The following is a 26,236-nucleotide window of genomic DNA, read 5'->3' as shown; positions in this document are numbered from 1 at the left end:
CTAACTCCTCTTGCGCAAGCGGGGACCGCTCGCTGTGGCGATGTCGTCCCAGTGCGAGGCCAGTTCGGCGACGGTCGAGTGGTGGAAGACAGACCGAATGGAGACCTCCATCCCGAGCTCGTTGCGAATCCGGCCGATCAGCCGTGTCGCGAGCAGGGAGTTTCCGCCCAGTGCGAAGAAGTCGTCGTCGACACCGACCTGGTCCCGTCCGAGGACGTCGGAGAACAGCCGGGACAGGAACTCCTCGCGCTCATTGCCCGCCGTCCGGCGTGGTCCGCCCGGGGCTTCGGGCAGACGCTTGTGGTCGAGCCGTCCGTTCGCCGTCGTGGGCAGCTGATCCAAGGCCACGACCGCGGACGGCACGACACGGTCGGGCAGAAACCTGGCGACGAACGCCCGCAGCTCGTCGGTGGCGATCTCCACGCGGCCCGCGGACACGACGTAGCCGACGTTTCCCTCCCCAGCCGCGACCACCGCGGCCCGGGCCACGTCGGGATGGGTCAGCAGAACGGTCTCCACCGCCCGTCGTGCGGCCAGTGCGCCCGGGTCGTCGAGCTGTTCCGGCCGGCCGTCGGCGGTGACCCGGGCACGTACACCGGTCCGGTACATGCGTGAGCCCGCCGCGCCGAACGGATCCGCGACGAACCGCGACGCGGTGAGTCCGGCGCGTCCCGGGCAACCGCGCCCGAACTCCCCGGCCACGTACAGCTCGCCCACGGCGCCCGGCGCGGCCGGTGCCAGGGACGGGCTGAGGACATGGACGCGGGTACGGTCCGCTGGTCCGCCGTTCACCTCCGGGGCACCCTCGCGCACCTCGACCGTGCGGCCCGCGCAGAGGGTGAGCAGAAGGTCCGCCGGCCGCGTCCCGGGACCGGCTTCCAGCGGTGCCCCGGACGCGAAGCGGGGGACATCGGCGGCCAGACCTCCATGGGTGACCGCCACGCCGTACGGCTGCGCCGACGCGTCCGGTGTGTAGTCGAGGAGAGCCACGTGAGAGGGCAGCAGGTGACGTTGCCGACGGCCGTCGGCGGGGGCGCTGTCCACGGCGTCGCGGGTGACCTGGATCTGGCGCAGTTCTCCGCGCAGCAGTCCGTCCCCCGCCCTGTCGACGATCACCGCCGCCGGCTCGGCGTCGCGCAGCATCGCCTCCGACCACTGCGGTGGGTCCTTCGGGTCGAGGGGCAGTGCGCAGGCGCCGGCCTTGAGGACGGCGAGCAGCGCCATGACCTGGTCCACCGGGTCCGAGCAGCAGACCGCCACGACGGAGTCCGGGCCCAGGGCGCCCCGGACGAGTTCACCTGCGAGGCGGTCCGCCCGTGAGTTCAGCTCCCGCCGGACGGTCGGCACGTCGTCGACGAGGAGCGCGACCGCTTGCGGATTCTCCTCCGTCAGCCTTGTGAACGTCACCGGGATCAGCTCGTCGGGAGTGTGCGGCTCGGTCGTCGACGCGGTCCGTTCCTCCTGCGTGAGCACCTCCACCTCGCCGACTCGGCGCTGGGGATCGGCGAGGAAGGCCCGCAGCGCCCGGAGCAGCCTGGCCCCGGTACGAGCCGCCGTGTCCCGGTCAGCGGCGCTGTGCTTGTACTGCAGGCGCAGCCGGAGGTGAGGGTCCTGCTCCGCCATCACGACGAACGGGTAGTGCGATCCGGCGATGTTGCGGAACGCGGGGACGGACAGTCCGGCAGCGGCGCTCGCCCCGGCGATTCCCGCATGGTCGAACGGATAGGACTGGAAGACGACGAGGGTGTCGAAGAGCACTCCGAACCCGGTCGCCTCGTGGATGCCGGCCAGACCGCAGTGGTGGTGCTCCAGCAGGTCGGCCTGCGAGGTCTGCAACTCGGTCACGACATGGGTGAGCCTCTTCCAGGGTGCGCATCCGTAGCGTACGGGCACGGTATTGATGAACAGTCCGACACTGGTGTCGACGCCGCCCAGCGCGGGCGGGCGGCCGGAGACCGTGGTGCCGAATAGCACGTCGGTGCTGCCGGTGAGTTCGGCGAGGACGATCGCCCATGCCGCCTGCACGACGCTGTTGAGCGTGCTGCCCGCTTCCGCCGCACGGACGGCGAGTTCCTGCGCCTCGTCGGAAGTGAGCTCCAGGTCCAGTTCACCGAAACCGCCGACCTCGTCCGCCGTCCCGGCCGACGCGAGCAGGGTCGGCCCGGTGACGCCTTCGAGGGCGCCCGCGTGTACCCGGACCGATTCCTCGTGGTCGCGCCGGGCGAGCCAGACGAGGAAGTCCTTGAAGGAACGCGGCTTCGGCAGGGCGTGGGCATCGGAGCCGCTCGCGGCGTACAGCCCCAGCAGGTCCCGGAGCAGGAGCGGTTCGGACCAGCCGTCGAAGAGGACGTGATGCGCGCTGAGGACCAGTTCGGTGCGTTCGGTGCCGATACGGACCAGGGTCATGCGCATCAGTGGGGGCGTCGCCGTGCCGAACGGCACGGCCCGGTCCTCGGAGAGGAAACGCTCGAACTCCTCGTCGGACAGCTGGATCTCACGCCAGGGCAGAGCCACCTGCTCGACGACCAGCTGTACGACGTCACCCGCGGCGTTGGGCACATAGGCGGTGCGCAGGCTCGCGTGCCGGTCGAGCAGGGCCTGCCCCGCGGCCCGCATCCGCGCGGCGTCGACGGCCCCCTCGAACCCGAAGACCAGCTGCACCTGGTAGGTGTCGGCATCGGTGTCCGCCAGCATCGAGTGATGCAGCAGGCCGGACTGCAGCGGGGTCAGCGGCCAGACGTCCACCAGGCCCGGGTACTGCGACTCCCACGTCTCCAGCTCACCCTGCCCGACGGAGACCAACGGCACGTCCGAGGGCGTCAGGCCACCGGCGCCGGGATCGGCGACGTGCCGGGCCAGTCCTGCCAGTGCGTCCTGCCACAGTCCGGCGAGCTCGCGGACCTCCGCGGGGGACAGCACTCCGGCCGGGGCGCCGAACACCGCGCTCAGCTGGGGCCCTTCGGGGGTGTCGGTCACCGTCGCGTTGATGTCCACCTCGGACAGCGCGGGCATGGCCGCGTCGTGTCCGGCGTCCAGCTCGGCCAGTTCGGTGAACTCGGCCAGCTCGACCGTCTGGGTCCAGCCGAGGCCGCGCAGTTCCTCCGGCATGTCGGCGGCCGAGAAGCGGCCGAGGTAGTTGAAACCGACCTGGCCGATCGCGTTCTTGCGTAGCACCTCGGAGGTCTCGGGGTTCAGATACCGCAGCAGCCCGTATCCGAGACCTCGGCCGGGCACGGCGAGCAGTTGCTCCTTGACCGCCTTTAGCACGGCACCCGCGGCGGGGCCGCCGCCGAACGCCTCGTCGAGATCGATGCCGGCCAGGTCCAGGCGCACCGGGAACACGCTCGTGAACCAGCCCACGGTGCGGGAGAGGTCCGCGCCGGGCACGGCGTCCTCCTCGCGGCCGTGGCCTTCGAGCCTCAGCAGCGTCGAGGGTTCGTCCACTCCCCTGCCGCGGCGCCACTGGGCGACCGCCAGCGCCAGTGCGGCGAGGAGGCCGTCGTTGACTCCGCCGTGGAAGGCAGCGGGCACCGCGGTCAGCAGCGCCTCGGTCACCGGCACCGGCAGTTGCACCCGCACCTTCTCCACCGTGGACTGCACATCCACGGCCGGGTCGAGCCGGCGTGTCCCGAGGACCGGGTCCGGTCCATCGACGATCGCGACCCACTGCGCCAGCTCCGCCGCCCGCTCCGGGCGCAGCGCCTCGTCGGCCAGGGCGTGCGCCCAGCGCCGCGCCGAGGTCACGAGCGGCGGCAACTCGGGGGTGTCCCCTGCCCGTACAGCCCGCCAGGCAGCCGCAAGATCGGGCATCAGAATCCGCCACGACACTCCGTCGATCACCATGTGGTGGAGACCGACCAGCAGCCGGCCGGGCCCGGCCGGTGGCTGGAACCACACGAACTGCGCCACGGTCCCCGCCGCCGGGTCCAACCGCCCCGCCAGCGCGTCCAGTTCCTTCACGAGCAGGCCCCGCCAGGACTCGCCGGTCCACTGTCCCTCGCAGACGACCGTCCGGATCAACGGTTCCACGTCCACCGAGCCCGGCGGCCCGACGAGCATCCCGTCGGGCAGCAGCCTCGCGCGCAGCAGGTCGTGCCGGTCGAGCACGGCGGTGAGGGTCGCGGCCAGTTCGTCGCGGTCGATGCCGTCGGGCAGTTCCAGGACCACCGCCTGCAGCAGACGGTCGAAGCCCGGTCCGGCCTCCTGGATCCAGTGCGACACCGGCATCAGCGGCAGCCGCCCCACCCCGCCGCCGCCGAGCTCGGCCAGTACCGGTCCGCGGCCCGCCAACGCGTTGGCGCCAGCGGCCTCGGCCAGCCGGGCCACTGTCCGGTGCTGAAAGATCTCCCGAGAGCTGACGAGCACACCCTGGGCCCGGGCCCGTGACACCACCTGGATGGACTGGATGCTGTCGCCGCCGAGGGTGAAGAAGTCGTCGTCGATGCCGACGCGGGCTCGGCCGAGCACCTCAGCGAAGACCCCCGCCAGGATCTCCTCGTCGGACTGCCGCGGTGCCCGGTAGTCCGCGCCCGTGAACGCGGGTGCCGGCAGCGCCGCACGGTCCAGCTTGCCGTTCGCGGTCAGCGGCAGCCGGTCGAGGACGACGAGGGCCGCGGGGACCATGAACTCCGGCAGTCGCTCCGCCAGGAACTCCCGCAGCTCGGCCGGCAGGGCGGCGATGTCCAGCACGGTCCCGTGCTCCTGGGCGGGCACCACGTAGCCGATCAGCTGCTTGGCCGCGCCGGCGCCGCCGTCCTCGCGGGTGATCACGGCGGCGTGCGCCACCGCCGCATGCGCCAGCAGCGCCGTCTCGATCTCCCCCGGTTCGATCCGGAAGCCGCGCACCTTCACCTGTGCGTCCGCGCGGCCCTGATAGACGAGATCGCAGTCGGCGTTGCGTATCACCAGGTCCCCGGTCCGGTACATGCGCTCACCGGCCGGGCCGAAGGGGCAGGCGATGAATCGCTCCGAGGTCTGCGCCGACCGGTGCAGATAACCGCGCGCCACTCCCGTACCCACGACATACAGCTCACCCGGCGTGTCCGGTGCGACGGGCCGCAGCTGGGCGTCGAGCACATAGCCGCGCATGGCTTCCAGGGGGCGTCCGATGGGAACGTCCGCGGCCGGCGGCCCGGCGGGATCGACACGGTGGCTCGTGGCGAAGACCGTGGTCTCCGTGGGCCCGTAGCCGTTCACGAACGCCGTGCCCGGGCAGGCCGCGATGGCCCGTCTCACCGCGGGCGGTGAGACGCGGTCGCCGCCGACCCACACCTCCCGGAGCCCGGTCAGGCAGCGTACGTCCTCCTCGACCAGGAGGTTGAACAGCGCACTCGTGAGCCAGACCGCGGTGACACCATGGCGTGCCACCTGCTCCGCCAGTACGTCGGGAGTCAGGTCCGTGGACAGGTCCACGACGACCCGGCCGCCGTTCAGGAGCGGCACCCACAGTTCGTAGACGGAGGCGTCGAAGGCCAGCGGCGAGTGCAGCAGCACCCGTTCGTGCGCGCCGCCGTGCCAACGGCGGTCCGTCGCCAGCCCCACCACGTCACGGTGGGTGACACCGATGCCCTTGGGGGTACCGGTCGATCCGGATGTGTAGATCACGTACGCGAGCCCCGACGGGTGCTCCGTACGGCGGGTCTCCGATGCACGGACCCCTTCTCCCGGCTCGTCCAGGTCCTCCATCGCCACGGCGGGGCAGGAACCGGGCAGGTCCGCCGTCGCGCCGGCCGTGGTCAGCAGGAGGACCGGCCGCGCGTCACGGAGCATGAACTCGACCCGCTCGGCCGGATAGTCGGAGTCCATCGGCAGATACGCGGCACCGGCCTTCAGTACGCCCAGCAGGGCCACGACCGAATCGGGGGACCGGGGCAGCGCGACCGCGACCACCGACTCGGGGCCGACGCCGCGCCGGACCAGGCCGTGCGCCAACCGCTCAGCCCTGGCGTCGACTTCTCCATAGGTCAGCGCGATGTCGCCGGACACCACCGCGATCGCATCCGGGGTCAGTCGGACCTGCTGCTCGAACAACGCGGTGACTGTCGCGTCGTGGATCCGTTCGACCGTATCGTTCACCGCCGTCAGCGACCGGTCCCGCTCTAACGGATCATGCACATCCATCACCCCACGCGAACAAGCGGATCGGAAAACCGTTCACAACGCCACCTGCCCCACGGCCTGAATTGCCGGACAGGAAAAGTCTCTGGTCGTACCGCCGATGAATTGCTGAGGCGCGTCGTTCAATCCCAGGACTTCCCACACCTTCATACCTGCGGGCTGCCGGGTCAAGCATGAAGCAGTCCCCGGACATCATGTCCGCGATGGCATGGCGTCCCGTCGACAGGACACCTGAATCCGCTTACGGTGTGGCGGGCGAGGCTATGCCCTTCGGGCTATTCGAGTTCACGCCGATTGCCGGTGGACACCGACCCTGAACAGCCCGGATCTCCCTCACCTGCCTGCCCACTGCCGTCCTGTCGACGGGACAAGGGCCCGCTTCTACTCAGGGCGGCACCGCCCGGGCCGTCCGCAGTCAACAGCTCGAGAAAGAACGGGGAAACCATTGCTGTCACATCCCTTTCCGCTGGTTTGCTTGCCCTTTGCCGGCAGCGGCGCTGGGTTCTACCGCGCATGGACGGAAGTCTCGGGGCAGGAAATCAAGGTGCTTCCAGTACAACTGCCGGGACGCGAAGAGCTTTTTCTCGACGAGCCATTCACCGACGCGATCGACGCGGCCGGGCAACTAGCACCGCGGATTGCTGAGATCACCGCGGAAATGCCGGCCTTCGGACTCTTCGGCCACAGCCTGGGCGCCGTTCTGTGCTATGAAATCGCGCGTGAACTCCTGCGGCTCGGCCACCCGGGACCCACGCATCTCTATGTGAGCGGCTCGCCCGGCCCCTGGAACGGACGCGACTCCAGGGCGACGGGTCTAAACGACGACGAATTCGTCGAGCGGGTGCAGGAGTTCGCCGGATACCGGCACGCGGCGTTCGACAATCCTGATCTGAGGGAGCTGCTGCTGCCCGTGCTCCGCGCGGACGTGGCCATGCACGAGAACTACAAGCCGTCCTCGAACGAACCCCTCGCCGTCCCGGTGACCTCGCTGCGGGGTGAGCACGACGCCCTGGTCTCCAGGGAGCATGCACAGCAATGGCGCGAGACCACCCGGGCCGAGTTCCGGTACGTCGAACTGCCGGGCGGACACATGTATCTGGCCGACTCGGCCGAGGCGCTGCTGCACATCGTCGCCGGGAGCTGAACGAAACGGGGCAGGGAGCCATGGGCATGTTGCTGGAAGGAAAGACCGTCGTGATCACGGGAGCGGCCCGCGGTCTCGGCCGGGAGTGCGCCGTCCGGTTCGCGGACGAGGGCGCCGATCTGGTGCTCCTCGACATCGCGGACGATCTCGAGGGTGTGGGGTATCCGCTCGGCAGTCGGAGCCAGTTGGACCACACGACGGAGCTGTGCGAGCAGCGGGGCAGCGCCGTGGTCGCCGCCGCGGTCGACGTGCGCGAAACGGCGCAGGTCGAGACCGCCGTCAAGGGGGCCCTGGCCCGGTTCCGCACCGTCGACGTTCTCGTCAACAACGCAGGCATAGCGGCGCCGTCGGGTGTGGTCCTCCATGAGATCAGTGAGCCCGACTGGTCACTCATGCTCAACGTCGACCTTTCGGGCGCCTGGAGAATGATCAAGGCGGTCGCGCCGGCGATGGTCGAGCAGAAGTCCGGCAGCATCATCAACATCTCGTCGACGGCCGGCCTGGTCGGCTACCGCAACTTCAGCGGTTACGTCACCGCCAAGCACGGCCTCATCGGCCTCACGAAGGCAGCGGCGCTGGACTACGCACCGCACCGGGTCCGGGTCAACGCACTCTGCCCCGGCTCGGTGCGCGACAACCCGCTGGTAGAGGGCCGCATGCTGGTGGAGATCGCGCGCTCGCTCGATGTCCCGACCGGGGAGTACGAGGACCTCTTCCTGCGCGACCAGCCGATGAACGCGCTCATCGAATCCTCCGACATCGCGGGTGCCGCCACCTGGCTGGCCGGTGACGACTCCCGGCAGGTCACCGGCTCGGTGATCACCGTCGACGGAGGATTCACCAGCAGGTGAGCGCGTCTCCGGACCACGAGACCGCTACGACACCGGCAGGAGACCGGACCATGGCGACACACACCGAGAACACGGCCGATGGCGTCAAGCTCAACGCACTTGCGGCAGGCGGGCGAGGACACGCCGTGCTGCCGTTTCAGCAGCGCCTGCCCGAACGAGGACGCGACTGCCACGCTCTGATCGCGGCGTTGCCGACGCCGGTGGACGGCACGGCGGTTCGCCGGCGCCTGGACGAGGCGGCTCGGCAGTGGGGCGACTCCCGGACGGTGGAGCTGTGGGAGACGGCGGTGCCGACATCGCAGGACTCCCCGACGGCGCGAGAACGGTTACGGAAGGAAGCACTCCGGCCGGTTCGTGACGATCCGTTCCCCGTACGCGCCGTCCTGCTGCGGTACACCGACGGCACTGCGCATCTCGTACTCGTCGCCGACCGCCGACGGGTCGCGCGCACCGCACTTGGCCGACTGGCCAAAGTCGCCCTGTCCGGCGTCGGTCGGGCCGAGAGCGTGCCGTTCCCCGTCACCGATGCGGTGGCAACACCGTCCGCGCCATGGGCCCCGGTCGACTGGGGACTGGGCGGTCCGGGCCGCCGCGGGATCGTCACCGGCCGTCGGCTCGCCCTGCCGCGCGGCGCAGTGAGCGGCAGGCTGCTGCTGGGCGCCGTCGCCCTGACCACGGCCAGGTACCGGGGGGAAGGGACTGTCGAGGTCGGACATTTCGACACGGAATCCGGCGGCACAGTCGCTCTGCTGCGGGTCGGGGAGATCGACGAGGAGCAGGGGCCCGCCCATCTGCTCGCGCTGCTGGACGGGACACCGCCCTCCCCGGTGGGGCCGGAGCTGCCCGCAGTCGGTCTTGTGGAGTTCGGCGCGGACGACCATATGTATGTGGCCGGCTTGGCGCCGGTCTTCCCGCTCACCGTGCACTGCACGGAGCGGTCCGACGGCACGGTCGAGGCCTCGGCCTGGTTCGATGAGGGCATGGTCTCGCCGCACGTGGCCGAGATGTTCTGCGCATCCGTGGAGCGGCTCGCCGCGCTGACGGCGGAGGAAGCCGACCAGTCGGCCCTCACGAACGTACCCCTGATGACCCCGCAGGCGACGGCGGAGGTTCTGAGGCTGGGCGGTGCGGACCGCCGGCTCGGCGAGGGCGGGCGGATGGACCGTCGCTTCGAGGACGTGGCCAACCGCTTCCCCGATGCGGTGGCTCTCGTCGACGAGGACGGTGAGCTGACGTACCGTCAACTCAGTGAGCGCGCCGACGCCGTGGCGGCGGGACTGCGCAACCTCGACATCACTCCCGCGACCAGGGTCGGCGTCTGCCTGGACCGCGGCGCTCCCCTCGTCGTGGCACTCCTCGGCATCCTGAAGGCGGGCTGCGCCTACGTACCGATGGACTTCCGCTATCCGGCCGACCGGCTGACGTACATCGTCGACGACGCCCGGCTCCCCGTCGTCATCGGTGATGCCGCACAGTTTCCCGACATTCCGGATGTTCGTGTCATCGGTCTCGACGAACTGGGCAAACACGGCGACCTCCTCGAAGCCACGGAGGCCGAGCGGGACGCAAGTCCGGACGACGCCGCCTACGTGATCTACACATCGGGGTCGACCGGCCGCCCGAAAGGCGTGGTCGTCCCCCACCGGAACGTGACCGCCCTCCTCGAAGCCACCTCCACGGACTTCGCGCTGGGCCCCGACGATGTCTGGACTCTCTTCCATTCGAGTGCTTTCGACTTCTCGGTGTGGGAGATCTGGGGCTGCCTGCTCACCGGGGGGCGGCTCGTCATCGTCTCGTACTGGACGGCACGGGACACCGACGAGTTCCACCGGCTGCTCGCCGAACAACGGGTCACCGTGCTCAACCAGACCCCGTCCGCCTTCGCCCAGCTCGTACGCGCGGACCAGTCGGCGACGGCCGAACTGTCCGTACGGCTGCTGATCTTCGGCGGCGAACCACTCGACGTGCAGTTGCTCGCCCCGTGGTTCGCCCGGCACTCGCCCACTTGGTGCCGGGTGGTGAACATGTTCGGCATCACGGAGACCACGGTCCATGTGACCGCAAAGACGATCACCCCGGCCGATGTCGTCGCCGGGTCCCGCTCGGTCGGCCGTGCACTGCCCGGCTGGTCACTGTCGGTACGGGACACAAGGGGACGTGTCCTCCCCCCGGGTGCGGCCGGGGAGATCCATGTCGGCGGGGCGGGCGTGGCGGACGGCTACCTCGGCCGGCCGGAGCTGACTGCGCAGCGGTTCGTCATCGACGAGGAAACCGGTGAACGCCTGTACCGCAGCGGTGACAAGGGGCGGCTGCGGCCGGACGGGCTGCTCGACCATCTCGGCCGCCTCGACAACCAGGTCAAGATCCGCGGCCACCGCATCGAGCTGGACGAGATCCGGTCGGTGCTGGCTGGCGACCCGGCCGTGACCGCTGCGGTCGTGGTCGTCGGTCAGGCACCTCCCGGCGACGCCGCGGGCAGCCGAATCGACGCGTATGTCGTACTCGACCCGGACCGCGCGCGGGACACCGGCACCCGGCAGGTGCTCGACAACGCCCGCCGCATCCTGCCGGACTACATGATTCCGTCCACGCTCACCGAGATCGACGCCGTTCCGCTCACCGCCAACGGCAAACCGGACGTGCCGCAGCTCCCGCCCCCCGCTCCCGCCGGGTCCGCGGTCCACGGGCGCCTGACCGAGGAGAGAACCGGTGCACCGTCCGGCGGCGTGGGCGAGGAGATCCTGAGCATCTGGCGGCAGAGCCTGAAGACGGACGTGGGCCGCGACGACAACTTCTTCGAACTCGGCGGCAATTCCCTGCTCGTGGTCCACGTCCTCACCACGATGCGCGAGCGCGGGCTGCCCAGGATCGGGCTCCGAGACTTCTACGCCAACTCGACCGCCGGCCAGTTCATCAGCCTCGTCGAAGGGGTGCGGGACAGCGCCGTACCGAGCGGGAACGGGGCACCGCTCGCATAGCACTGGTGTCCGGCACCAGTAGTTGATCGTCAGGTGTGGTGTGACTTCTGTCGCCGGCGCGTCAGTTCCTCGGGCCCCGCGACGTCGAAGCGGTGGACGTGTGGGGCGGCAGGCCCAGGCCCTGGCCCTGCGCGCACAGATTGTGCTGGCGTGCGCGGGGCCGGAGCTGCCGCCGATCGTCGCGGTTGCCCGGGACCTGCGTCGGCAGCGGGACGGCACCTGGCACTGCAGCTTCGGGCGACTGCACGCCCGGCCCGATACCGAGGGGCTGATCACACTGGGACGTCTCGGTGGACCGGACCGTCGCCCGCGCCCACCGGCATGCGGTGGGTGCCCGCGAAAGCGGAGCTGCGGGTCGAGCCGCCGGGCGGTGTCTTCACCGAGCCCGAGCAGGACCAGGAGACGACGTCACTGTTGATCACGCTCGGGCAGCGCGGTGACGCCCATAGTTCCAGGTGGTCGTGGGTGGTCGTGGGGCGTATCCGGGTGCCCAGGACCGGGCCGGGCCGCCCGCGGCGCCCGACCGGACAGGGTTCGCGCCGACAGGGCATACGGCTCCCGCGCGAACCGCGCCTGTCTGCGCAAGCGCGGCATCGCCGGCCGCCGAAGCCCGACACGGCCTACTACAACGACTCGCTGTGACCAGCATTTCGAACGCACCCCAGGACGCATGGGCACCTGGGGCCACAGGGCGGGCCGGCGCGGTTGCTTCGCACCGGCCCGACCTGTGGCCCGCCCGGCTCCCGCGCGCTCGGTCGCCCCGCTGGGGTCCGGTGATCACCACAGCGGACGGGACTTGCACATCGCGCCACGTCAGCGTGAGGATGTCGCCATGGAACTCATGCGGTATGTCGACAATCTGCGGCAGGAGCTGATCGCCGCGGTGGAGTCGGGGGACGCTCAGTCACGCGAACTCGCCGAACGTCTGGTCGCGCCACTGTCCTCCGCCGTCCGGCTGGTTCTGCTCGACGCATTGTCGGCCGCCGCGGACGAGATCACCCGTGAGTTGGCTCCGGGCGCCGTCGAGGTCCGGCTCCGCGGACTGGACCCCAGCTTCGTCGTCACGCTGCCGCCGTCCGAGTACGCCGCCACCGACGCCGAGGACGACTTCGCGCGCTCACGCAATGGCGCCCTTCCGACGCTCCCAGCCGCCCCACCTCCCGCGCCTGGCGCCAAGGAAGGTGCCACGTCCCGCATCAACTTCCGGCCGCCCGAGCAGTTGAAGGCTCGGATCGAGGAGGCCGCGGGCCGCGAAGGCCTGTCGGTCAACGCCTGGCTGGTCAGGGCGGCCTCCGCCATGCTGACCTATGACGAGCCCGCCCGCCGTCCCGAACGGCGAACTCCGCAGGGCGGCCAGAGCTACACCGGCTGGGTGAATTGATTTCGCGAGGCGAGCGCCTCACTACCACGCCGGATACATTCTGCTCGTTCCGCAACAGGACCTTTCCGACTTCTCCACCCGGGGCAACTCGTGCATACGGGAGCAGTTGGCCGAATAATTTCTTTCTCTGGCCGGAACCGGGCGGCAGCTCGCACCCATTCCGTGAAATCTAACGGAACCTAATCCTCCGATAAGGAGTGCTGCCCTCTTCGGTCTCCGAAAATTCACGCCCGGCGGCGACTTGCTCCTTGAATCTTCTGTCGATCCCGGGTTCTACTTGACGACCTTGGAAGAGGATCGTTCGGGATCCTCTCGCTGTCGGCAGGGACACTCGTCGGCAACTGCCAGGTCTAGGGGGACTTGTGGTCAAGGCGTACGGGGCGACCGGTGGCTGGGCACTTTCCTGCACATGCCGACCCGAGCGATGCCCCCACAGACTCGAAGCACATGCCGAGCGGCAGCTATTTCCCATGCCATGGACGGTCGATCGCTGCGCCCCGTGACGGCGATCCGCAGGCCGGACGCGAGACTCAGTCCGCGCCCGCGCCCGTCGGTCAGCCGCTGGCTGTAACAGGGGCGATCAGATTCGGCGAACGGCCGGAGAGGGCCATCGCCCGACGGTTTGGCAACAAATTGAACTCCCAGTTCCGCATCGCCGTGCGCGATGGTGATCGGTACTCCGCCGATTCCAGCTACCAATGTCAGATCCCTCTGTATCTGCTCCCGTTCGGGAGCGGGCTGATATGCCCTCGCCCAATGGACGTACATGCACATGGAGGCATGATGATGAATCACGCTTGCGACCTCGACGGGTCCAAGGTCGTGCTGTTCCGCAAGAACCCGGACGGTCGGCCACGGCAGCGAAGAGCCAGCGGCGACGGGCCGCGCAGTCAGGTGCTCACGACCAACGTGGGGCTACAGATCCCCGCCGGACTGACGTTCGACGACTGGGAACGTGCCGGCAGGCAGCTCTCCGGAATAGTGAATTCCTCGTCCTGGTGGCTCGGTGACTGGCTGGCCTACGGGAAGGATCACTACACCGACCGGTACCAGCGCGGAATCCGCGCTGCCGGTTTGCAGTATCAGACGCTGCGCAACTACGCGTGGGTCTCGCGGCGCTTCGAGTTAGACCGCCGTCGACCGGGACTCACCTTCCAGCACCACGCGGAACTCGCCTCTCTGTCGGTCGGGGAACAGGACCTGTGGCTCGACCGGGCCGAGCAGACGGGGTGGACCACGAAGCAGTTGCGCAATGCCATCCGTCTGGCCCGTGAGGACGAGCGGAACCAGGGAAAGCAGGTCGAAGCCACCCGGCAGCTCGCCGTACCGGGAAATCGGCTCCAGTGGTGGCACAAGGCCGCGGAACAGTCGGGAATCGACTTCGAGCAATGGGTGCTCGCCACGCTCGACAACGCGGCCGAACGAGCCTTGGAGGAAACGGAGGAACAAGCAGGCCTCAGCGCCTGACCCGGCGAGCCGACCGACGGGGAAACACCCCTGCCGGAGCCGGACAGGACGACATGACGCACAGGGCCCGCACTCCTGACGGAGTTCGGGCCCTGGCCGTTGCCACAACTCTCAGGGACCACAGCCGTCACGGCAACCGGCTCATGAACGAGGCCGTCTCCCGGTGGCGGCCGCACTCCCGCCCGCTGAACGCCTTCTGCACACGCTCGCGGACCTCCGGCTTCTGCTCCTGACTGAGCTTGAACATGCCCTCGGCCCCCGACACCGTAAGCCGGAACGCCCCGACAGCGGGCACGATCCTGCGGAAGTAGCCGAGCGATTCGGTCATGTCCCAGTCGTCACCGAAATCGGCCTCGAACGCACGGACGGTGGACTGGACCACTTCCAGGGTCTCTTCCGCGGAATCGATTTTCTCCACCACACCGCGCACATGCACCGAGGTGAAGTTCCACGTCGGCGCGGCCGGTGTCACCTCGTACACCGTGGGCGAGACATAGGCGTGCGGACCGGTGAATATCAGCAGGACAACGTCACCGGTTTCCAGGGCCTTCCAATGGGGATTTCCCCTATTCATGTGCCCCAGTAGTGTGGCGCCCGAAAGATCGGCGGACCATTCATCGGCCATCGCAGGGTCCGGTATGACGGGAAGATGCGTGGCGAACGGCGCGGCGGCGGCATCTCCATTACTCACCATCAGCGCCAGCGGATTATTGCGGAGCAAATCGACCATCCACGAAGCATCCGGTTCGCGATATTGCCTCGGAACGAACATGCGAAACTCGCCCTTTCGGTGATCAGACACGCAAGGCATGGCTTCATTTCAGGGACGCTATCAGTGCCCTGAGTATCAAAGTCAAGATGCCGGGAACCTTCGCACCGCTGTCCTGTCGGCGGGACAACGCCCCATGTTCCCAAGTCCCCCGACGCCCCGTCTCCGCCCCACCCGGTATGGCGCACCGGAGTTATTCGGCGTAATACTGAATTGCCTTGGCACGGCAAGTGAGCTGTCCGACGACATCTTTCAAATTGACATTCGTGTCACGCGCACGGGTGCTCCGCCAACCAACTGTGGCCTTTCACCGGAGGAGTTGCACCATGAGTGTCACCGCAGCACGCGGGTTCTCGGCGGCGGGGGTCGCCGCGGGGATCAAGGCCGGCGGCGGCCCGGATCTGGCGCTGGTAGTGAACAGCGGCCCGCTCACGACGGCGGCCGGCGTCCTCACTTCCAACCGGGTGAAGGCGGCGCCGGTGGTGTGGTGCGAACGCGTCATCGCGAATGGCGCCTTGAGCGCTGTCGTACTCAACTCCGGTGGCGCCAACGCCTGTACGGGACCGGACGGCCTGGAGGACGTGAGGGCCACCGCGGAGAAGGCGGCCGGCGTTCTCGACGGCCATGACGCGGCCGATGTCGCCGTCCTGTCCACCGGGCTCATCGGTGTCCGACTGCCGATGGACAGGGTGTTGACGGGAGTCGAGAAGGCAGCCGCAGACCTCTCCGCGGACGGTGGAGAGACGGCCGCGATCGCCATCAGGACCACCGACAGCGTGCACAAGACCGCCGTGGCCGAGGGTGACGGTTGGATCGTCGGGGGCATGGCAAAGGGGGCGGGCATGCTCGCACCCGGTCTCGCCACCATGCTGGTCGTCATCACCACCGACGCGCACGTCGACGGCGAGAACCTCGGCCGCGCCCTTCGCGCGGCGACCCGTACCACCTTCGACCGCGTCGACTCCGACGGCTGCATGTCCACCAACGACACCGTGCTGCTACTCGCCTCCGGCGCGTCCGGGGTCGAGCCCGCGTACGAGGGGTTCGCGGCAGCCGTGCAATCAGTCTGCGAGGATCTCGCGCGGCAGCTCGTCGCCGATGCCGAAGGCGCCTCCAAGGACATCCGGATCGACATCGTCCACGCGGCCTCGGAGGACGATGCCGTCGAGGTCGGCCGGTCCATAGCGCGCAACAACCTGCTCAAGTGCGCCCTGCACGGCGAGGATCCCAACTGGGGCCGGGTGCTCGCCGCGATCGGCACCACCTCCGCCGCCTTCGAGCCGGACCGGCTGAATGTCGCTGTCAATGGGGTCTGGGTGTGCAGGGGCGGATCGATCGGTGAGGACCGCGACACGGTGGACATGCGCCGGCGGGAGGTCGTCATCACCGCCGACCTCGCGGCGGGAGACGATGCGGCGACCATCTGGACCAACGACCTGACCGCCGCGTACGTCCACGAGAACAGCGCGTACTCCTCATGAGCACACCCCGGCACAGCGCCGCCGCCGATGGCCGGCAGGCCGCCGCACATGAGCGGACAGTCATCGTCAAACTCGGCGGCAACGCCATGGTGGACGACGAGCTGAAGGCGTCCTTCACCCACGACGTCGTGCGGGTGCGCGACGCCGGGTTCAGCCCGGTCGTCGTGCACGGCGGTGGTCCGCAGATCAGCGCGGAGCTCGAACGGTACGGACTGACCTCGGAGTTCCGGGCAGGACTGAGGGTCACGACCTCCCCGGCGATGGACGTGGTCCGGATGGTGCTCGCCGGCCGGGTACAGCGCGAACTGGTCGGGCTGATCAACCGTCATGGTCCGTACGCAGTCGGCATGACCGGTGAGGACGCGAACACCATCACGGCGGTCAGACATCTGCCGGTGGTCGACGGGGAGCCGCTGGACATCGGGAGAGTCGGCGAGATCAGCAAGGTGGACACCGGCGTCCTCAACGCGCTGCTCGCGGACGGCCGCATTCCGGTGGTCTCGTCGGTCGCCCGGAGTGCCGACGACGGCCACGTCTACAACGTCAACGCCGATACCGCGGCTGCCGCGCTTGCCACCGCGCTCGGCGCCCGGGAGCTGCTCCTGCTCACCGACGTGCAGGGCCTGTACGCAGACTGGCCGCACAGCGAGGAGGTGATCGGCATCCTGACGGCCACCGAACTCGTAAAGCTGCTGCCGGAGTTGACCCACGGCATGGTTCCGAAGATGAGGGCCTGCCTGCACGCGGTACGTCATGGAGTGCCCAGGGCGCGGGTGCTGGACGGGCGCGTACGGCATTCGGTCCTCACCGCGTTGCTCACCGACGTGACGTACGGCACCACGGTCGTGGCGGACGAGAAAGGAGGGCTGCGATGAGCGGTACGCCGAACAGCAGGCTCACCGGGCGCTGGCAGACGTCGCTGATGGACACGTACGGGGTCCCGCGGGTGCCGCTGGTACGCGACGAGGGTGCCGTGTACTGGGACGCCAACGGCAAGAAGTACCTGGCCTTTCTCGGCGGTATCGCGGTCAACGCCCTGGGCACCGCGCATCCGGCCGTGGTCGACGCGGTGCGCGAGCAGATCGGCCGGCTCGGCCATGTCTCAAATCTCTTCGTCACCGAACCGCAGGTCCGGCTCGCCGAACGGCTGTTGACGCTGTCGGGGCGCCCCGGACGGGTCTTCTTCGCCAACTCCGGTGCCGAGGCGAACGAGACCACATTGAAGATCGGACGACTGACCGGGCGCAGTCGCGTCGTCGCGGCGCAGGGAGCCTTCCACGGCCGCACCATGGGCGCGCTCGCGCTCACGGGGCAGCCCGCGAAACGAGACCCTTTCCGGCCGCTGCCGGGCGGGGTCACCCATGTGCCGTTCGGGGATGCCGAGGCGCTGCGGGCAGCAGTCGACACCGACACGGCACTGGTGGTCCTGGAACCGGTCCAGGGCGAGAACGGCGTCGTCGTACCGCCGCCGGGCTATCTGGCCGCCGCGTGGGAGATCACCCGCGCGACTGGAGCGCTGCTCGTACTGGACGAAGTACAGACGGGCATCGGCCGCATGGGGCACTGGTTCGAGCACCGGGCCCACGGATTGGAGCCGGGCATCGTCACTCTCGGCAAGGGCCTCGGCGGCGGACTGCCGATCGGTGCCACCCTCGCCTTCGGTGCGGCTGCCGGTCTCCTGACACCCGGGGCTCACGGCACGACCTTCGGGGGCAATCCGGTGACCTGCGCGGCCGCACTCGCGGTCCTCGACACCATCCGCGGCCGACTGTCTCCTGTCGCGCGTCACGCGGCAGGGCGAGAGCCTACGAGAGGGCATCGAAGGGCTGGGCCACCCGCTGGTCGATCTTGTGCGGGGAGCCGGCCTGCTGCTCGCGGTCGTGATCACCGAGCCGCTGGCCCGCGAGTCTGAACGAGCGCTCGAGGACGCGGGCTTCCTGGTGAACGCCGTCACGCCCGGGGTGATCCGCCTTGCCCCGCCCTTGATCATCGCCGACGACGAGGTCGCGGCCTTCCTCCGGGCGCTGCCGGGCGCACTGGACCAGGTGTACGCGAAAGGGGGCGCCTGACCAGCCAAGCGCTGCCATGGCGCCACTCTTGGCGTCAACATCGAGCCGCTGACGCCATCCGGCTCCGCAGGTCGGCCGGCCGAAGAGCTCGCCGCCACCTCGGACGCACCATCGCATCCGGCCTCATTTACGCAGATGAACGGCTTGATTGAGAGCAGCGACGAGCCGTCGGCATCCCCAGCCACACACGGCGTTCGGCAGGCGGGTTTCGGTCAAGCTCACCCCCTCCCAGTATGACCGCCAGAGCATGGCGCCATAAACGTGCCATGATGGCGTCATGGATCTCACGCCGTACGTCGCCTACCTCCGACATGAGCTCGTGGCCGTCGCCGACGCGGGCGGCGACGAAACCCGTGCCCTGGCCGACCGGCTCGCCGCTCCTCTGGAGTCAGCAGCCCGGCTGGTGCTGCTGAACGCGCTGTCCGAGGCCGTGGGCCGGGTCAGCCGCGATCTGGCGCCGGGCTCGGTCGTCCTGCGACTGGACGGTCTCGCACCCGAGTTCGTGGTGACACCACCGACGAACTGGGAGGGACGTGGGAGACATGGCGGCGACCACGCCGCGAAGGCATCGGGACCCACAACTGCCGGCGGGCACATCCGGCTTCAGCTCGCCGACGTACGCGGCTTCGAATCAGCCGCCGCGGCCTTCGATGCCGTGACGAGCGACGACGACGCGCTCGTCGTGTACATCCCCACGGACGGCAGCATCCCCGCGCTCCGGGCCGTGCTGGAGGTCCTGGACAACGAATCGATCGAGGCCGAGGCCCTCACTGTCCACACCCCCGATCTGGACAACGTCTTCCTCACCTGCACCGGCCAGTTCCAGCCCGACAACGGCATCAACCGGCGTGAGGAGAACCATCCATAGCGACCCCGGCTCCCCTTGGGCCTGCCCGCCCTCCTCCTCCTGCCGTGGCCCCCGCGGCCCATGTCGTCACCGCAATCCCCGCCCCCACCGTTCACCGGCGAATCCGATAGGAGCTCTTTCGCTGTGGCTACCCTTCTCTACAAAATCGGCCGCCTCGCCTTCCGGCGCAGGGGCACGATGGCCCTGCTGTGGGTGCTGATCTTCATCGGCGCGATCTTCGCCGCCGCCTCCGCCCCAGCCCTTCCCGCCGATACATTCACGATGCCCGGCACGGAGACGCAGAAGGCCTACGACCTCCTCAAGGACAAGTTCCCCACGCTGAGCGCCGACGGGGCCAAAGCCCGGGTGGTCGTCCGCGCGCCCGAGGGCAAGAAGCTCTCCGACCTCGGCGAGAAGCGGAAGGTGGACGCGCTGGTCGCCGACCTGGACCGGGCCCCCGAAGTCGTGAGCGTCGTCGACCCGTTTGAGGGCCAGGCCGTCAGCAAGGACGGCACCACCGGCTATGCATCGGTCGCCTACGAAGTCGGCGCCACCCAGATGAGCCCGGAGGCGCACGAAGCGCTCACGAAGGCGGTGGAGGACGCCAGCGGCAGCGGTCTCACGGTCGAGATGGGCGGCGATGCCGTGCCACCGTCCCAGACGATGGGTTCCGGTGAGATCATCGGCCTCGCCGTCTCCGCCGTGGTGCTGCTCATCACCTTCGGCTCGCTGCTGGCCGCCGGAATGCCGCTGGTCACCGCCATCATGGGCGTCGGCGTCGGCATCTGCGGCATCGTCACACTCGGCAGCACACTCGGCCTGTCCTCCACGACCTCGACACTGGCACTGATGCTCGGCCTGGCGGTCGGCATCGACTACGCGCTGTTCATCCTCTCCCGCTACCGCGCCGAGATCGCCGAGGGCAGGGAACGCGAGGAAGCCGCGGGACGAGCGGTCGGCACCGCCGGCTCCGCGGTCGTCTTCGCGGGTCTCACCGTCGTGGTCGCGCTCGCGGGTCTCGCCGTCGTCAACGTCCCCATGCTCACCAAGATGGGTCTGGCTGGCGCGGCCACCGTGGTCGTCGCCGTACTCATCGCGATCACACTCGTTCCCGCGCTGCTCGGCTTCGCACCTGTCAAGGTCCTGCGCCGCAGGGACCGGGCGCAACAGTACGGCAAGCCGCTCTCGGCACGTCAGCGGCGCAAGGCCGAGAAGCGTGCCGCCCGGCAGAAACCAAACCTGGGTACCCGCTGGGCAAGGTTGGTCCTGCGTCACCCCGTCGCCATTCTGCTGGTCGGCGTGGTGGGTCTCGGCGCCATTGCCGTGCCCGCCGCGAGTCTGGAGCTGGGACTGCCGTCCGAGGGGACGATGGCCGCCGAGACCACGCAGCGCAAGGCGTACGACATGGTCTCCGACTCCTTCGGCTCCGGCTACAACGGCCCGCTGATGGTGACGGTCGAGGCCAAGGACGCGGCAGCCGCGGCCGGCAGGGTGAGCAAGCAGTTGGGCAAGGAGAAGGGCGTCGTCTCCGTGAGCCCGGCGGACGCCAACAAGTCCGGCGACACCGCGATCCTGAACGTCATGCCGTCCACCGGACCGGCCGACCCGAAGACCGAGGATCTGGTCAAGTCGCTGCGTGACAGGGCTGAAGGCATCGAGGCGGACACCGGCACGCGCGTCCTGGTGGCCGGTCAGACAGCGATGTTCATCGACTTTTCCGAGACCCTCAACGATGCACTGCTCCCCTACCTCGCCCTGGTGGTCGGCCTGGCGTTCCTGCTGCTGACGCTGGTCTTCCGGTCGATCCTCGTCCCGCTCAAGGCCGCCCTGGGCTTCCTGCTCTCCGTGGCCGCCGCACTCGGTGCCGTGGTAGCGGTCTTCCAATGGGGCTGGCTGGCTGATGTGTTCAGCGTCGACGAGCCGGGCCCGGTGATGAGCACGATGCCGATCTTCATGATCGGCGTGGTCTTCGGTCTCGCCATGGACTACGAGGTTTTCCTGGTGACCCGGATGCGGGAGGCGTACACGCACGGCGCGCACACCCACGACGCGGTCGTCACCGGCTTCCAGCACGGCGGCCGGGTGGTCGCGGCGGCGGCGCTCATCATGATCAGCGTCTTCTCCGGCTTCATCATGGAGGACAACGACTTCATCCAGATGATCGGCTTCGGTCTGGCGATCGCGGTCCTGTTCGACGCGTTCATCGTCCGCATGGCCCTCGTGCCTGCCCTGTTCGCGCTGCTGAGCGACTCGGCGTGGTGGATGCCGAAGTGGCTCGACCGTCTGCTACCGAACATGGACGTCGAGGGAGCGCGCCTGTCCCAGCTCCCCGCCCCCGAACTGCAGCTGCCGCAGCACCGCCGGGAGGCACAGCCGCGCTTCTCCAAGTGATCACCGACACCGGACGTCACCCCGAACGTCAGCGCACCTGACGTGGATCCCGTCGGCAGGGGTGGCCCCGCCCGAGGTGGGCAGGGCTGCCCCTGGGCGACAACTCTCGCTCAAGGTCTCATCCACGAAGGACGCCACTCCCCGTACGCCCGATGCGAGCAGTTCGTCGAAGCAGCGGGCCAGGAACCAGCTTTTCGGAGTTTCCAGGGCACTCTTCCAGCAGGACGAAGCACGAGTATTCGAGGGCGGCCACATTGGCTTCGAGGTCGGGCGACGCGCGCTCGAGCACGGCTCTTCCGACGGAGAGGCCGAACAAGGCCACACCGCTGAGGCGCGGCTCGCCCTGCGCGACGTTGAACAGGCCGGACGTCTCCTTCGCAGCGGCGTTCATCTGCAGCTGGCAAGTGCTGGGCCTGATGTGCTTGCAGGGATGCTTTGAGGCACGTTTGTCACGGGTGGTGTCTTGGCCCTAATCCACGACACCGCCGAACTGGCTCAGTCCGCCGCCACCCCGACGCCCTCGTCAACCACGTGCGTGGCCAGCTCACCGGGCTGCTCCAGCTACACGGCTGCCGCTTCGGGTACGGCACACCCTGCTCAGCCACCCACCGCGCCTGCAACAGGACGGCACCGTTACCTCGGGGCATAGTCACTGGGACGTCGACCAGCTCGGACTGCCGGACGGACCAGGAAGTCGAACTGCGCACGCTCGCCAGCGGCCACTTCTACGGACGCTTCATGATGCGACCCGCGCGCGGTGCAGGCCCGTCCCTGCAAGCACGCCTCGTCGCCGTGACCCTCGCGAACCAGGTCGGCGCCGCACTCAACACGGCACGCCCCGCCAGGGGACAACAGTTGAGCACGTCCGAGCCGGCAGCCGCCACTCTTGTCGGGGACCTACGAGAGCGACGGACCATGGATAGCGTTACCGTCATGAGCCAAAGGGCCAACCGTCCTCGTCGGGATCTGCGCAGGACTGCACCCCCACTGCACGGCTGTCCACCGCCTGTCCACCGGAGTCCCGTGAGACGAGGCGCAGCCAGCCCTCCAGAAACACAAAAGACCAGGTAAGAGGCTTAGGGCTGGATCCTCGTCACAGAACCGACACCTCTGACCTACGCATTACGATGCACAGACCCCAGAGGCGCAACTTGGGTCGATTTCAAGGTCATCCGAAATAAGAAACCCCAGGTCAAAGGCCTGACCTGGGGTTCACCACAGAGCCGCCTTCGGGATTCGAACCCGAGACCTACGCATTACGAGACCGAGAGCGATCGTGTCGGGTGGTGCCCACCATGCTTCCTTATGACGTTTCCCCAGATCAGACCGTGTGCGCCAGTCTTCCCCGTGCGGCCTCGTACTGGCTCGCCCAAAGGCGTCTGTCCACCGGCTGTCCACCGGAGCGCCCCTCCGGGCGGCTCCCAGTGACCATTCCGTTGTGCGCGTGGGACGACCCGGACCGACATGGCCCCTCCGTCCGACGCGCTTGTCAGCTTCTCACAACTGCTGCACGCGCTCTCGGCGACCACCTCGCCCAATGACGTGACCCACCCGGTGCTGGTGGTGCGGCACGCGGACGGTGACCTCGTACGGAACCGGATCAGCGCGCATCGGATCGGGTGGACCACAGGCAGTCTGGGCCGTCGCGCCACTCCAGCCACTTCGGATCGTTCAGGACTCCGTCGGGGTCAGGGACGCCGGGCGCTTCGAGAAAAACGACTAGGTCGTGGTCGGAGTAGGCGGTGCCCAGGATCTCGTCACGGCCTCGGCGGTGAACCGTGACTCGTCGGCCCCCCGCCGCCGAGGGGCGATGGACGACGATCGGCGCACTACGCGTGCACTCCACCCTGAGGTCCGTTTCGCTGACCGGCCATCGCTCGGCCGTCGATCACCCCGCCCGCCGGATGGCCGGGGTCGCATTGCGGACGCTGCGCTGAGCCAGCTCCTTCAGTTCCATCCGGGCAGCCGGGGTTCTGGCTGGCCCTCTCCAGAACGGGTGGTCGGCGCTTCGGGCCGACAGCTCCAGCAGACGGCGGCGGCCTTCGGTCGGGCTGGCGGCCGGGGCACCGTCCGCGAGCTGCCGGTAGGTGCCGTACCAGGCGGTCTGGTCACGTAGAAGGTCAGGTGGAAAGTCGTACGGGCGCATAGCGACTATTGGATCGAATGTTCGATTTCAAGGGCAACTAGCCACGCGGATCGACGCGGACGACTTGTGACTGAGCAGCCCAGTTGGCCACTCTGGGTATGACGTTCGCGCAGGTCAGAGGGGGCGCGCTGCTGGTGCAGAGCGTTGCCATGGGGCGCCTGGGGGACTCGAAGCGCTACAAACCAGCCATCCGTGCAGGTCGGCCCTGTTCTCATTTAGCTACGGCGAACCGACATGTAGCGCTGAGTAACTACACGGGGCTGCGGCCGCGTAGCTGTAGCCGGGCTCCCGGCATTCCCGCCCTATCGCGGCCGCGCTCCTGCCACACTGAACGCCCCTTGCTATTACTCCACTTCACTCGAGGGCACACGATGACCGACGGACCACAGAAGCCAGCAGACGACGCCGAGACCAGGCCGCCGCTGCGCCGACGTATCACCGCCCGCTGGGACCGCCTCGGCCCCATGGGCCGGGCGGCCGTGGCCGTCGGCGCGATGGCGGCGCTCGCCGGAGGGATCGCCGTCCTGGCCCGCGCCCGCTCGAGCGCGCCCGACACCGATGTCGACGACTTCGAGGCGTGGGCCGACGAACTGGCGCTGGAACCCGGCGAGTACGTCTTCGACTGCCTCGAATGCGACGGTGAAGGATCCATCCAGGTCGGCCAGGAAGACGACGAAGCACCCGACGGCTACTCCCTCGTGTGGGACACCTGCGAGGACTGCCACGGCCAAGGCACCATGAGCTACGACGAGAACGAGGCCGCCGAAGCGATCGACTGCGGACGCACCCCACTCAAGCGGCCGTAGGTTACGTAAGGGCCGCCAGAGCGCCTACACGCTGCCTCTCACCGCACCAGGTAGGTTCCGGCCATGGCTTCGTACGAAGACCACGTGCTGCTGGAGGCCATGCGTTTCCGCCGCGCCATCGAGGACGCCAAGCAGGCCGGCGACCTCGATGCACCACACCCAGGGTTCCGGGACTTCCCTCAGGGGAGCTGCGGCGCGGCCACGGTCATGCTGTGCACCTACCTCGCCGAGCGGGGTCTGGACGGCTGGTTGTATGCCTGCGGCAAAAGGGAGAACCCGCACGAGACCCACGCCTGGGCAGAGCGGGAGGGCCTTGTCGTCGACATCACCGCCGACCAGTTCCCCGCGCACGGGACCGTGTACGTCGGCCCCCGGACGCCGTGGTTCGACACGTGGGAACCCTCATACGGTCCGCCCAAGGTCGACCGGGTTGCCCCCGACGACGACTACTTGGAAGGGCCCGCGTACCGAGCGATCCTCCGGCACCTGCCTTAGTGATTCATTCACCCCACCCCTCGCCGTCACTCATTCAGCTCAACGAGGCGGCCAGAGCGGAGAAACGAGGGTTACGGCAGCTACTCAGCGCTATATGTCCGTTCGCCGTAGCTATACGAGAACAGGGCCGTGTCAGGCGGTGTGGCCAACTATGGTGCTCAGAGTGGCCAACTGGGCTGCCTAGTCACACGACTTCACCGCTGTTAGCCAGGCGCCTTCCGCTACTCCGCAGCGTGCACCTGCCCCACTCGATGACCAAACGGTCCGGCGAGCTTTAGATGGAATAACCAAGGCGTTCGTTCGATTGGCTTCCTTGCAGAGATCGCGGGAGGGGGCGCTGGTGGCCGAGCTGATGATGTTCCGGCAGGACGCGGACGGACGGGATGTCGAGCTGGCCGGCTCGACGGTGGCGCTAGAGGTGGAGCTGCAGCGCCGGGCCGAGGCCGGCCTGGAGCAGATGCTGGGCGTCCGTTTCCTGGCATCGGAGTATCCGACTGGCCCCTGGCACCGGGGGCGGATCGACACCCTGGGGCTCGATGAGAACGGCAGCCCGGTGGTGATCGAGTTCAAGAAGGGCTCGGACAGCGGAGTGATGTCCCAGGCGGTCTCCTACCTGTCCTGGCTGGAGTCGGCGCAGTACGAGTTCGAGGCGCTCGTCCGGACGGTGCTGGGCGCGGAAGCCGCCGAGTCCGTCGACTGGCGTCGTCCGCGGATGATCTGCATCGCGGCCGGCTTCTCCCACCACGACCGGGTGGCCGTGCAGCGGCTGCCCGAGCGGATTGACCTGGTGCGCTACCGGATCTTCGACGGTGGCCTGCTGGGGCTGCTGCTCGTGGACTCCGCGACCGGCTTCCCGAGCACCTCGTCTCGCCGGGGCCGGGAGCGGGCACCCGTGGCGGACAGCGTGCCGACGGCTTCGGTGGTCTCTCCGCCTGCGGGTGGAGGACAGGTGCCGGAGTGCCTGCGGGACCTGTACGCGGAACTGGACGAGGCGCTCACGGCGTGGGGCGAGGTGGAGGTGGCGTCGCTGCGGCACTACATCGCCTACCGGCGGTTGGTGAACGTGGCGTCGGTGATCTTCCGTCCGAAGCACGAGGCGATCCTGGTGTATCTCAGACTCGACCCGGACTCGGTCGAGTTGGAGGAGGGCTTCACCCGGGACATGCGCGGTATCGGACACCTCGGGACCGGCGACCTGGAGGTCCGTATCGTCTCGGCAGCCGACTTGGAGAAGGCGGCGCCGCTGATCCGGCGGGCGTTCGAGGCGGCCTGACATAACAGGAGGTGCGGCTGG

Annotated in this window: 18 protein-coding genes and 1 pseudogene; 14 read left to right on the top strand and 5 right to left on the bottom strand. The window is 68.8% G+C overall.

Going from position 1 to position 26,236, the window contains the following annotated elements; all coding sequences use genetic code 11:
* Positions 1-6,075 (bottom strand): non-ribosomal peptide synthetase, encoded by a 6,075-nt coding sequence (locus ABT001_RS29385; protein ID WP_351283632.1) that lies wholly within the window; start codon positions 6,073-6,075, stop codon positions 1-3.
* 517 nt (positions 6,076-6,592) lie between these two features.
* Here ABT001_RS29385 and ABT001_RS29380 point away from each other — a divergent pair.
* The 6 genes from ABT001_RS29380 (at position 6,593) to ABT001_RS29355 (ending at position 13,938) form a co-directional block, all read left to right on the top strand.
* Positions 6,593-7,261, top strand: coding sequence for a thioesterase II family protein (locus ABT001_RS29380; protein ID WP_351283630.1), 669 nt, complete (start codon positions 6,593-6,595; stop codon positions 7,259-7,261).
* A gap of 26 nt (positions 7,262-7,287) precedes the next feature.
* Positions 7,288-8,112, top strand: a complete 825-nt coding sequence (locus tag ABT001_RS29375) for an SDR family oxidoreductase (RefSeq protein WP_351283627.1) — start codon at positions 7,288-7,290, stop codon at positions 8,110-8,112.
* 50 nt (positions 8,113-8,162) lie between these two features.
* The gene (locus ABT001_RS29370) at positions 8,163-11,090 is read left to right on the top strand and encodes a non-ribosomal peptide synthetase (RefSeq protein ID WP_351283624.1); all 2,928 of its coding nucleotides are present in this window, start codon (positions 8,163-8,165) and stop codon (positions 11,088-11,090) included.
* A 330-nt stretch (positions 11,091-11,420) separates the two neighbouring features.
* Entirely contained in the window at positions 11,421-11,732 is a 312-nt protein-coding gene (locus tag ABT001_RS29365; protein WP_351283622.1) for a hypothetical protein, read from the top strand.
* 190 nt (positions 11,733-11,922) lie between these two features.
* Positions 11,923-12,471 carry a hypothetical protein gene (locus ABT001_RS29360; RefSeq protein WP_351283620.1) on the top strand — a complete coding sequence of 183 codons (549 nt, stop codon included), beginning with the start codon at positions 11,923-11,925 and terminating at the stop codon, positions 12,469-12,471.
* 786 nt (positions 12,472-13,257) lie between these two features.
* Positions 13,258-13,938: an LmbU family transcriptional regulator gene (locus tag ABT001_RS29355; RefSeq protein WP_351283617.1), complete on the top strand. Its 681-nt coding sequence runs from the start codon at positions 13,258-13,260 to the stop codon at positions 13,936-13,938.
* Between the two features lie 127 nt (positions 13,939-14,065).
* Here the strand turns inward: ABT001_RS29355 and ABT001_RS29350 are convergent, their stop codons facing one another.
* A complete protein-coding gene (locus ABT001_RS29350) occupies positions 14,066-14,710 on the bottom strand; it encodes an FMN-binding negative transcriptional regulator (protein ID WP_351283647.1) in 645 nt (214 codons plus the stop codon).
* A gap of 323 nt (positions 14,711-15,033) precedes the next feature.
* On the opposite strand from ABT001_RS29350, the gene argJ reads away from it, so the two are divergent.
* The 5 genes and pseudogenes from argJ (at position 15,034) to ABT001_RS29325 (ending at position 21,495) form a co-directional block, all read left to right on the top strand.
* Positions 15,034-16,188: a bifunctional glutamate N-acetyltransferase/amino-acid acetyltransferase ArgJ gene (argJ, locus tag ABT001_RS29345; protein ID WP_351283615.1), complete on the top strand. Its 1,155-nt coding sequence runs from the start codon at positions 15,034-15,036 to the stop codon at positions 16,186-16,188.
* Positions 16,185-17,063, top strand: coding sequence for an acetylglutamate kinase (gene argB / locus ABT001_RS29340; RefSeq protein ID WP_351283612.1), 879 nt, complete (start codon positions 16,185-16,187; stop codon positions 17,061-17,063). The genes argJ and argB overlap by 4 nt, the downstream gene beginning before the upstream one ends.
* Positions 17,060-18,257 (top strand): annotated as a pseudogene (locus ABT001_RS29335) (acetylornithine transaminase). Before argB ends, ABT001_RS29335 begins: the two are co-directional and overlap by 4 nt.
* Before the next feature lie 277 nt (positions 18,258-18,534).
* Positions 18,535-19,125: a hypothetical protein gene (locus tag ABT001_RS29330; RefSeq protein ID WP_351283610.1), complete on the top strand. Its 591-nt coding sequence runs from the start codon at positions 18,535-18,537 to the stop codon at positions 19,123-19,125.
* 123 nt (positions 19,126-19,248) lie between these two features.
* Positions 19,249-21,495: an MMPL family transporter gene (locus ABT001_RS29325; RefSeq protein ID WP_351283608.1), complete on the top strand. Its 2,247-nt coding sequence runs from the start codon at positions 19,249-19,251 to the stop codon at positions 21,493-21,495.
* 118 nt (positions 21,496-21,613) lie between these two features.
* On the opposite strand, the gene ABT001_RS29320 is transcribed toward ABT001_RS29325, so the two are convergent.
* The 3 genes from ABT001_RS29320 to ABT001_RS36140 all read right to left on the bottom strand — a co-directional run bounded on the left by ABT001_RS29320 (position 21,614) and on the right by ABT001_RS36140 (position 23,641).
* A complete protein-coding gene (locus ABT001_RS29320; RefSeq protein ID WP_351283606.1) occupies positions 21,614-21,886 on the bottom strand; it encodes a hypothetical protein in 273 nt (90 codons plus the stop codon).
* A gap of 1,209 nt (positions 21,887-23,095) precedes the next feature.
* Positions 23,096-23,341, bottom strand: coding sequence for a hypothetical protein (locus ABT001_RS29315; RefSeq protein WP_351283603.1), 246 nt, complete (start codon positions 23,339-23,341; stop codon positions 23,096-23,098).
* Positions 23,342-23,383: 42 nt separating this feature from the next.
* Positions 23,384-23,641: a DUF8825 domain-containing protein gene (locus tag ABT001_RS36140; protein WP_502967543.1), complete on the bottom strand. Its 258-nt coding sequence runs from the start codon at positions 23,639-23,641 to the stop codon at positions 23,384-23,386.
* A 371-nt stretch (positions 23,642-24,012) separates the two neighbouring features.
* Here ABT001_RS36140 and ABT001_RS29310 point away from each other — a divergent pair, with 371 nt between their 5' ends.
* From ABT001_RS29310 to ABT001_RS29300, 3 genes are all read left to right on the top strand, one after another.
* On the top strand, positions 24,013-24,447 hold the full coding sequence (locus tag ABT001_RS29310; protein ID WP_351283600.1) for a hypothetical protein: 435 nt from the start codon (positions 24,013-24,015) through the stop codon (positions 24,445-24,447).
* A gap of 63 nt (positions 24,448-24,510) precedes the next feature.
* Entirely contained in the window at positions 24,511-24,942 is a 432-nt protein-coding gene (locus tag ABT001_RS29305) for a hypothetical protein (protein ID WP_351283597.1), read from the top strand.
* A gap of 340 nt (positions 24,943-25,282) precedes the next feature.
* The gene (locus ABT001_RS29300; RefSeq protein ID WP_351283644.1) at positions 25,283-26,215 is read left to right on the top strand and encodes a DUF5655 domain-containing protein; all 933 of its coding nucleotides are present in this window, start codon (positions 25,283-25,285) and stop codon (positions 26,213-26,215) included.
* Positions 26,216-26,236 lie beyond the last annotated feature (21 nt).

The organism is Streptomyces sp. NPDC002793, from assembly GCF_040295485.1.
Lineage (GTDB): Bacteria > Actinomycetota > Actinomycetes > Streptomycetales > Streptomycetaceae > Streptomyces.
This window is presented reverse-complemented; position numbering and strand designations above follow the sequence as displayed.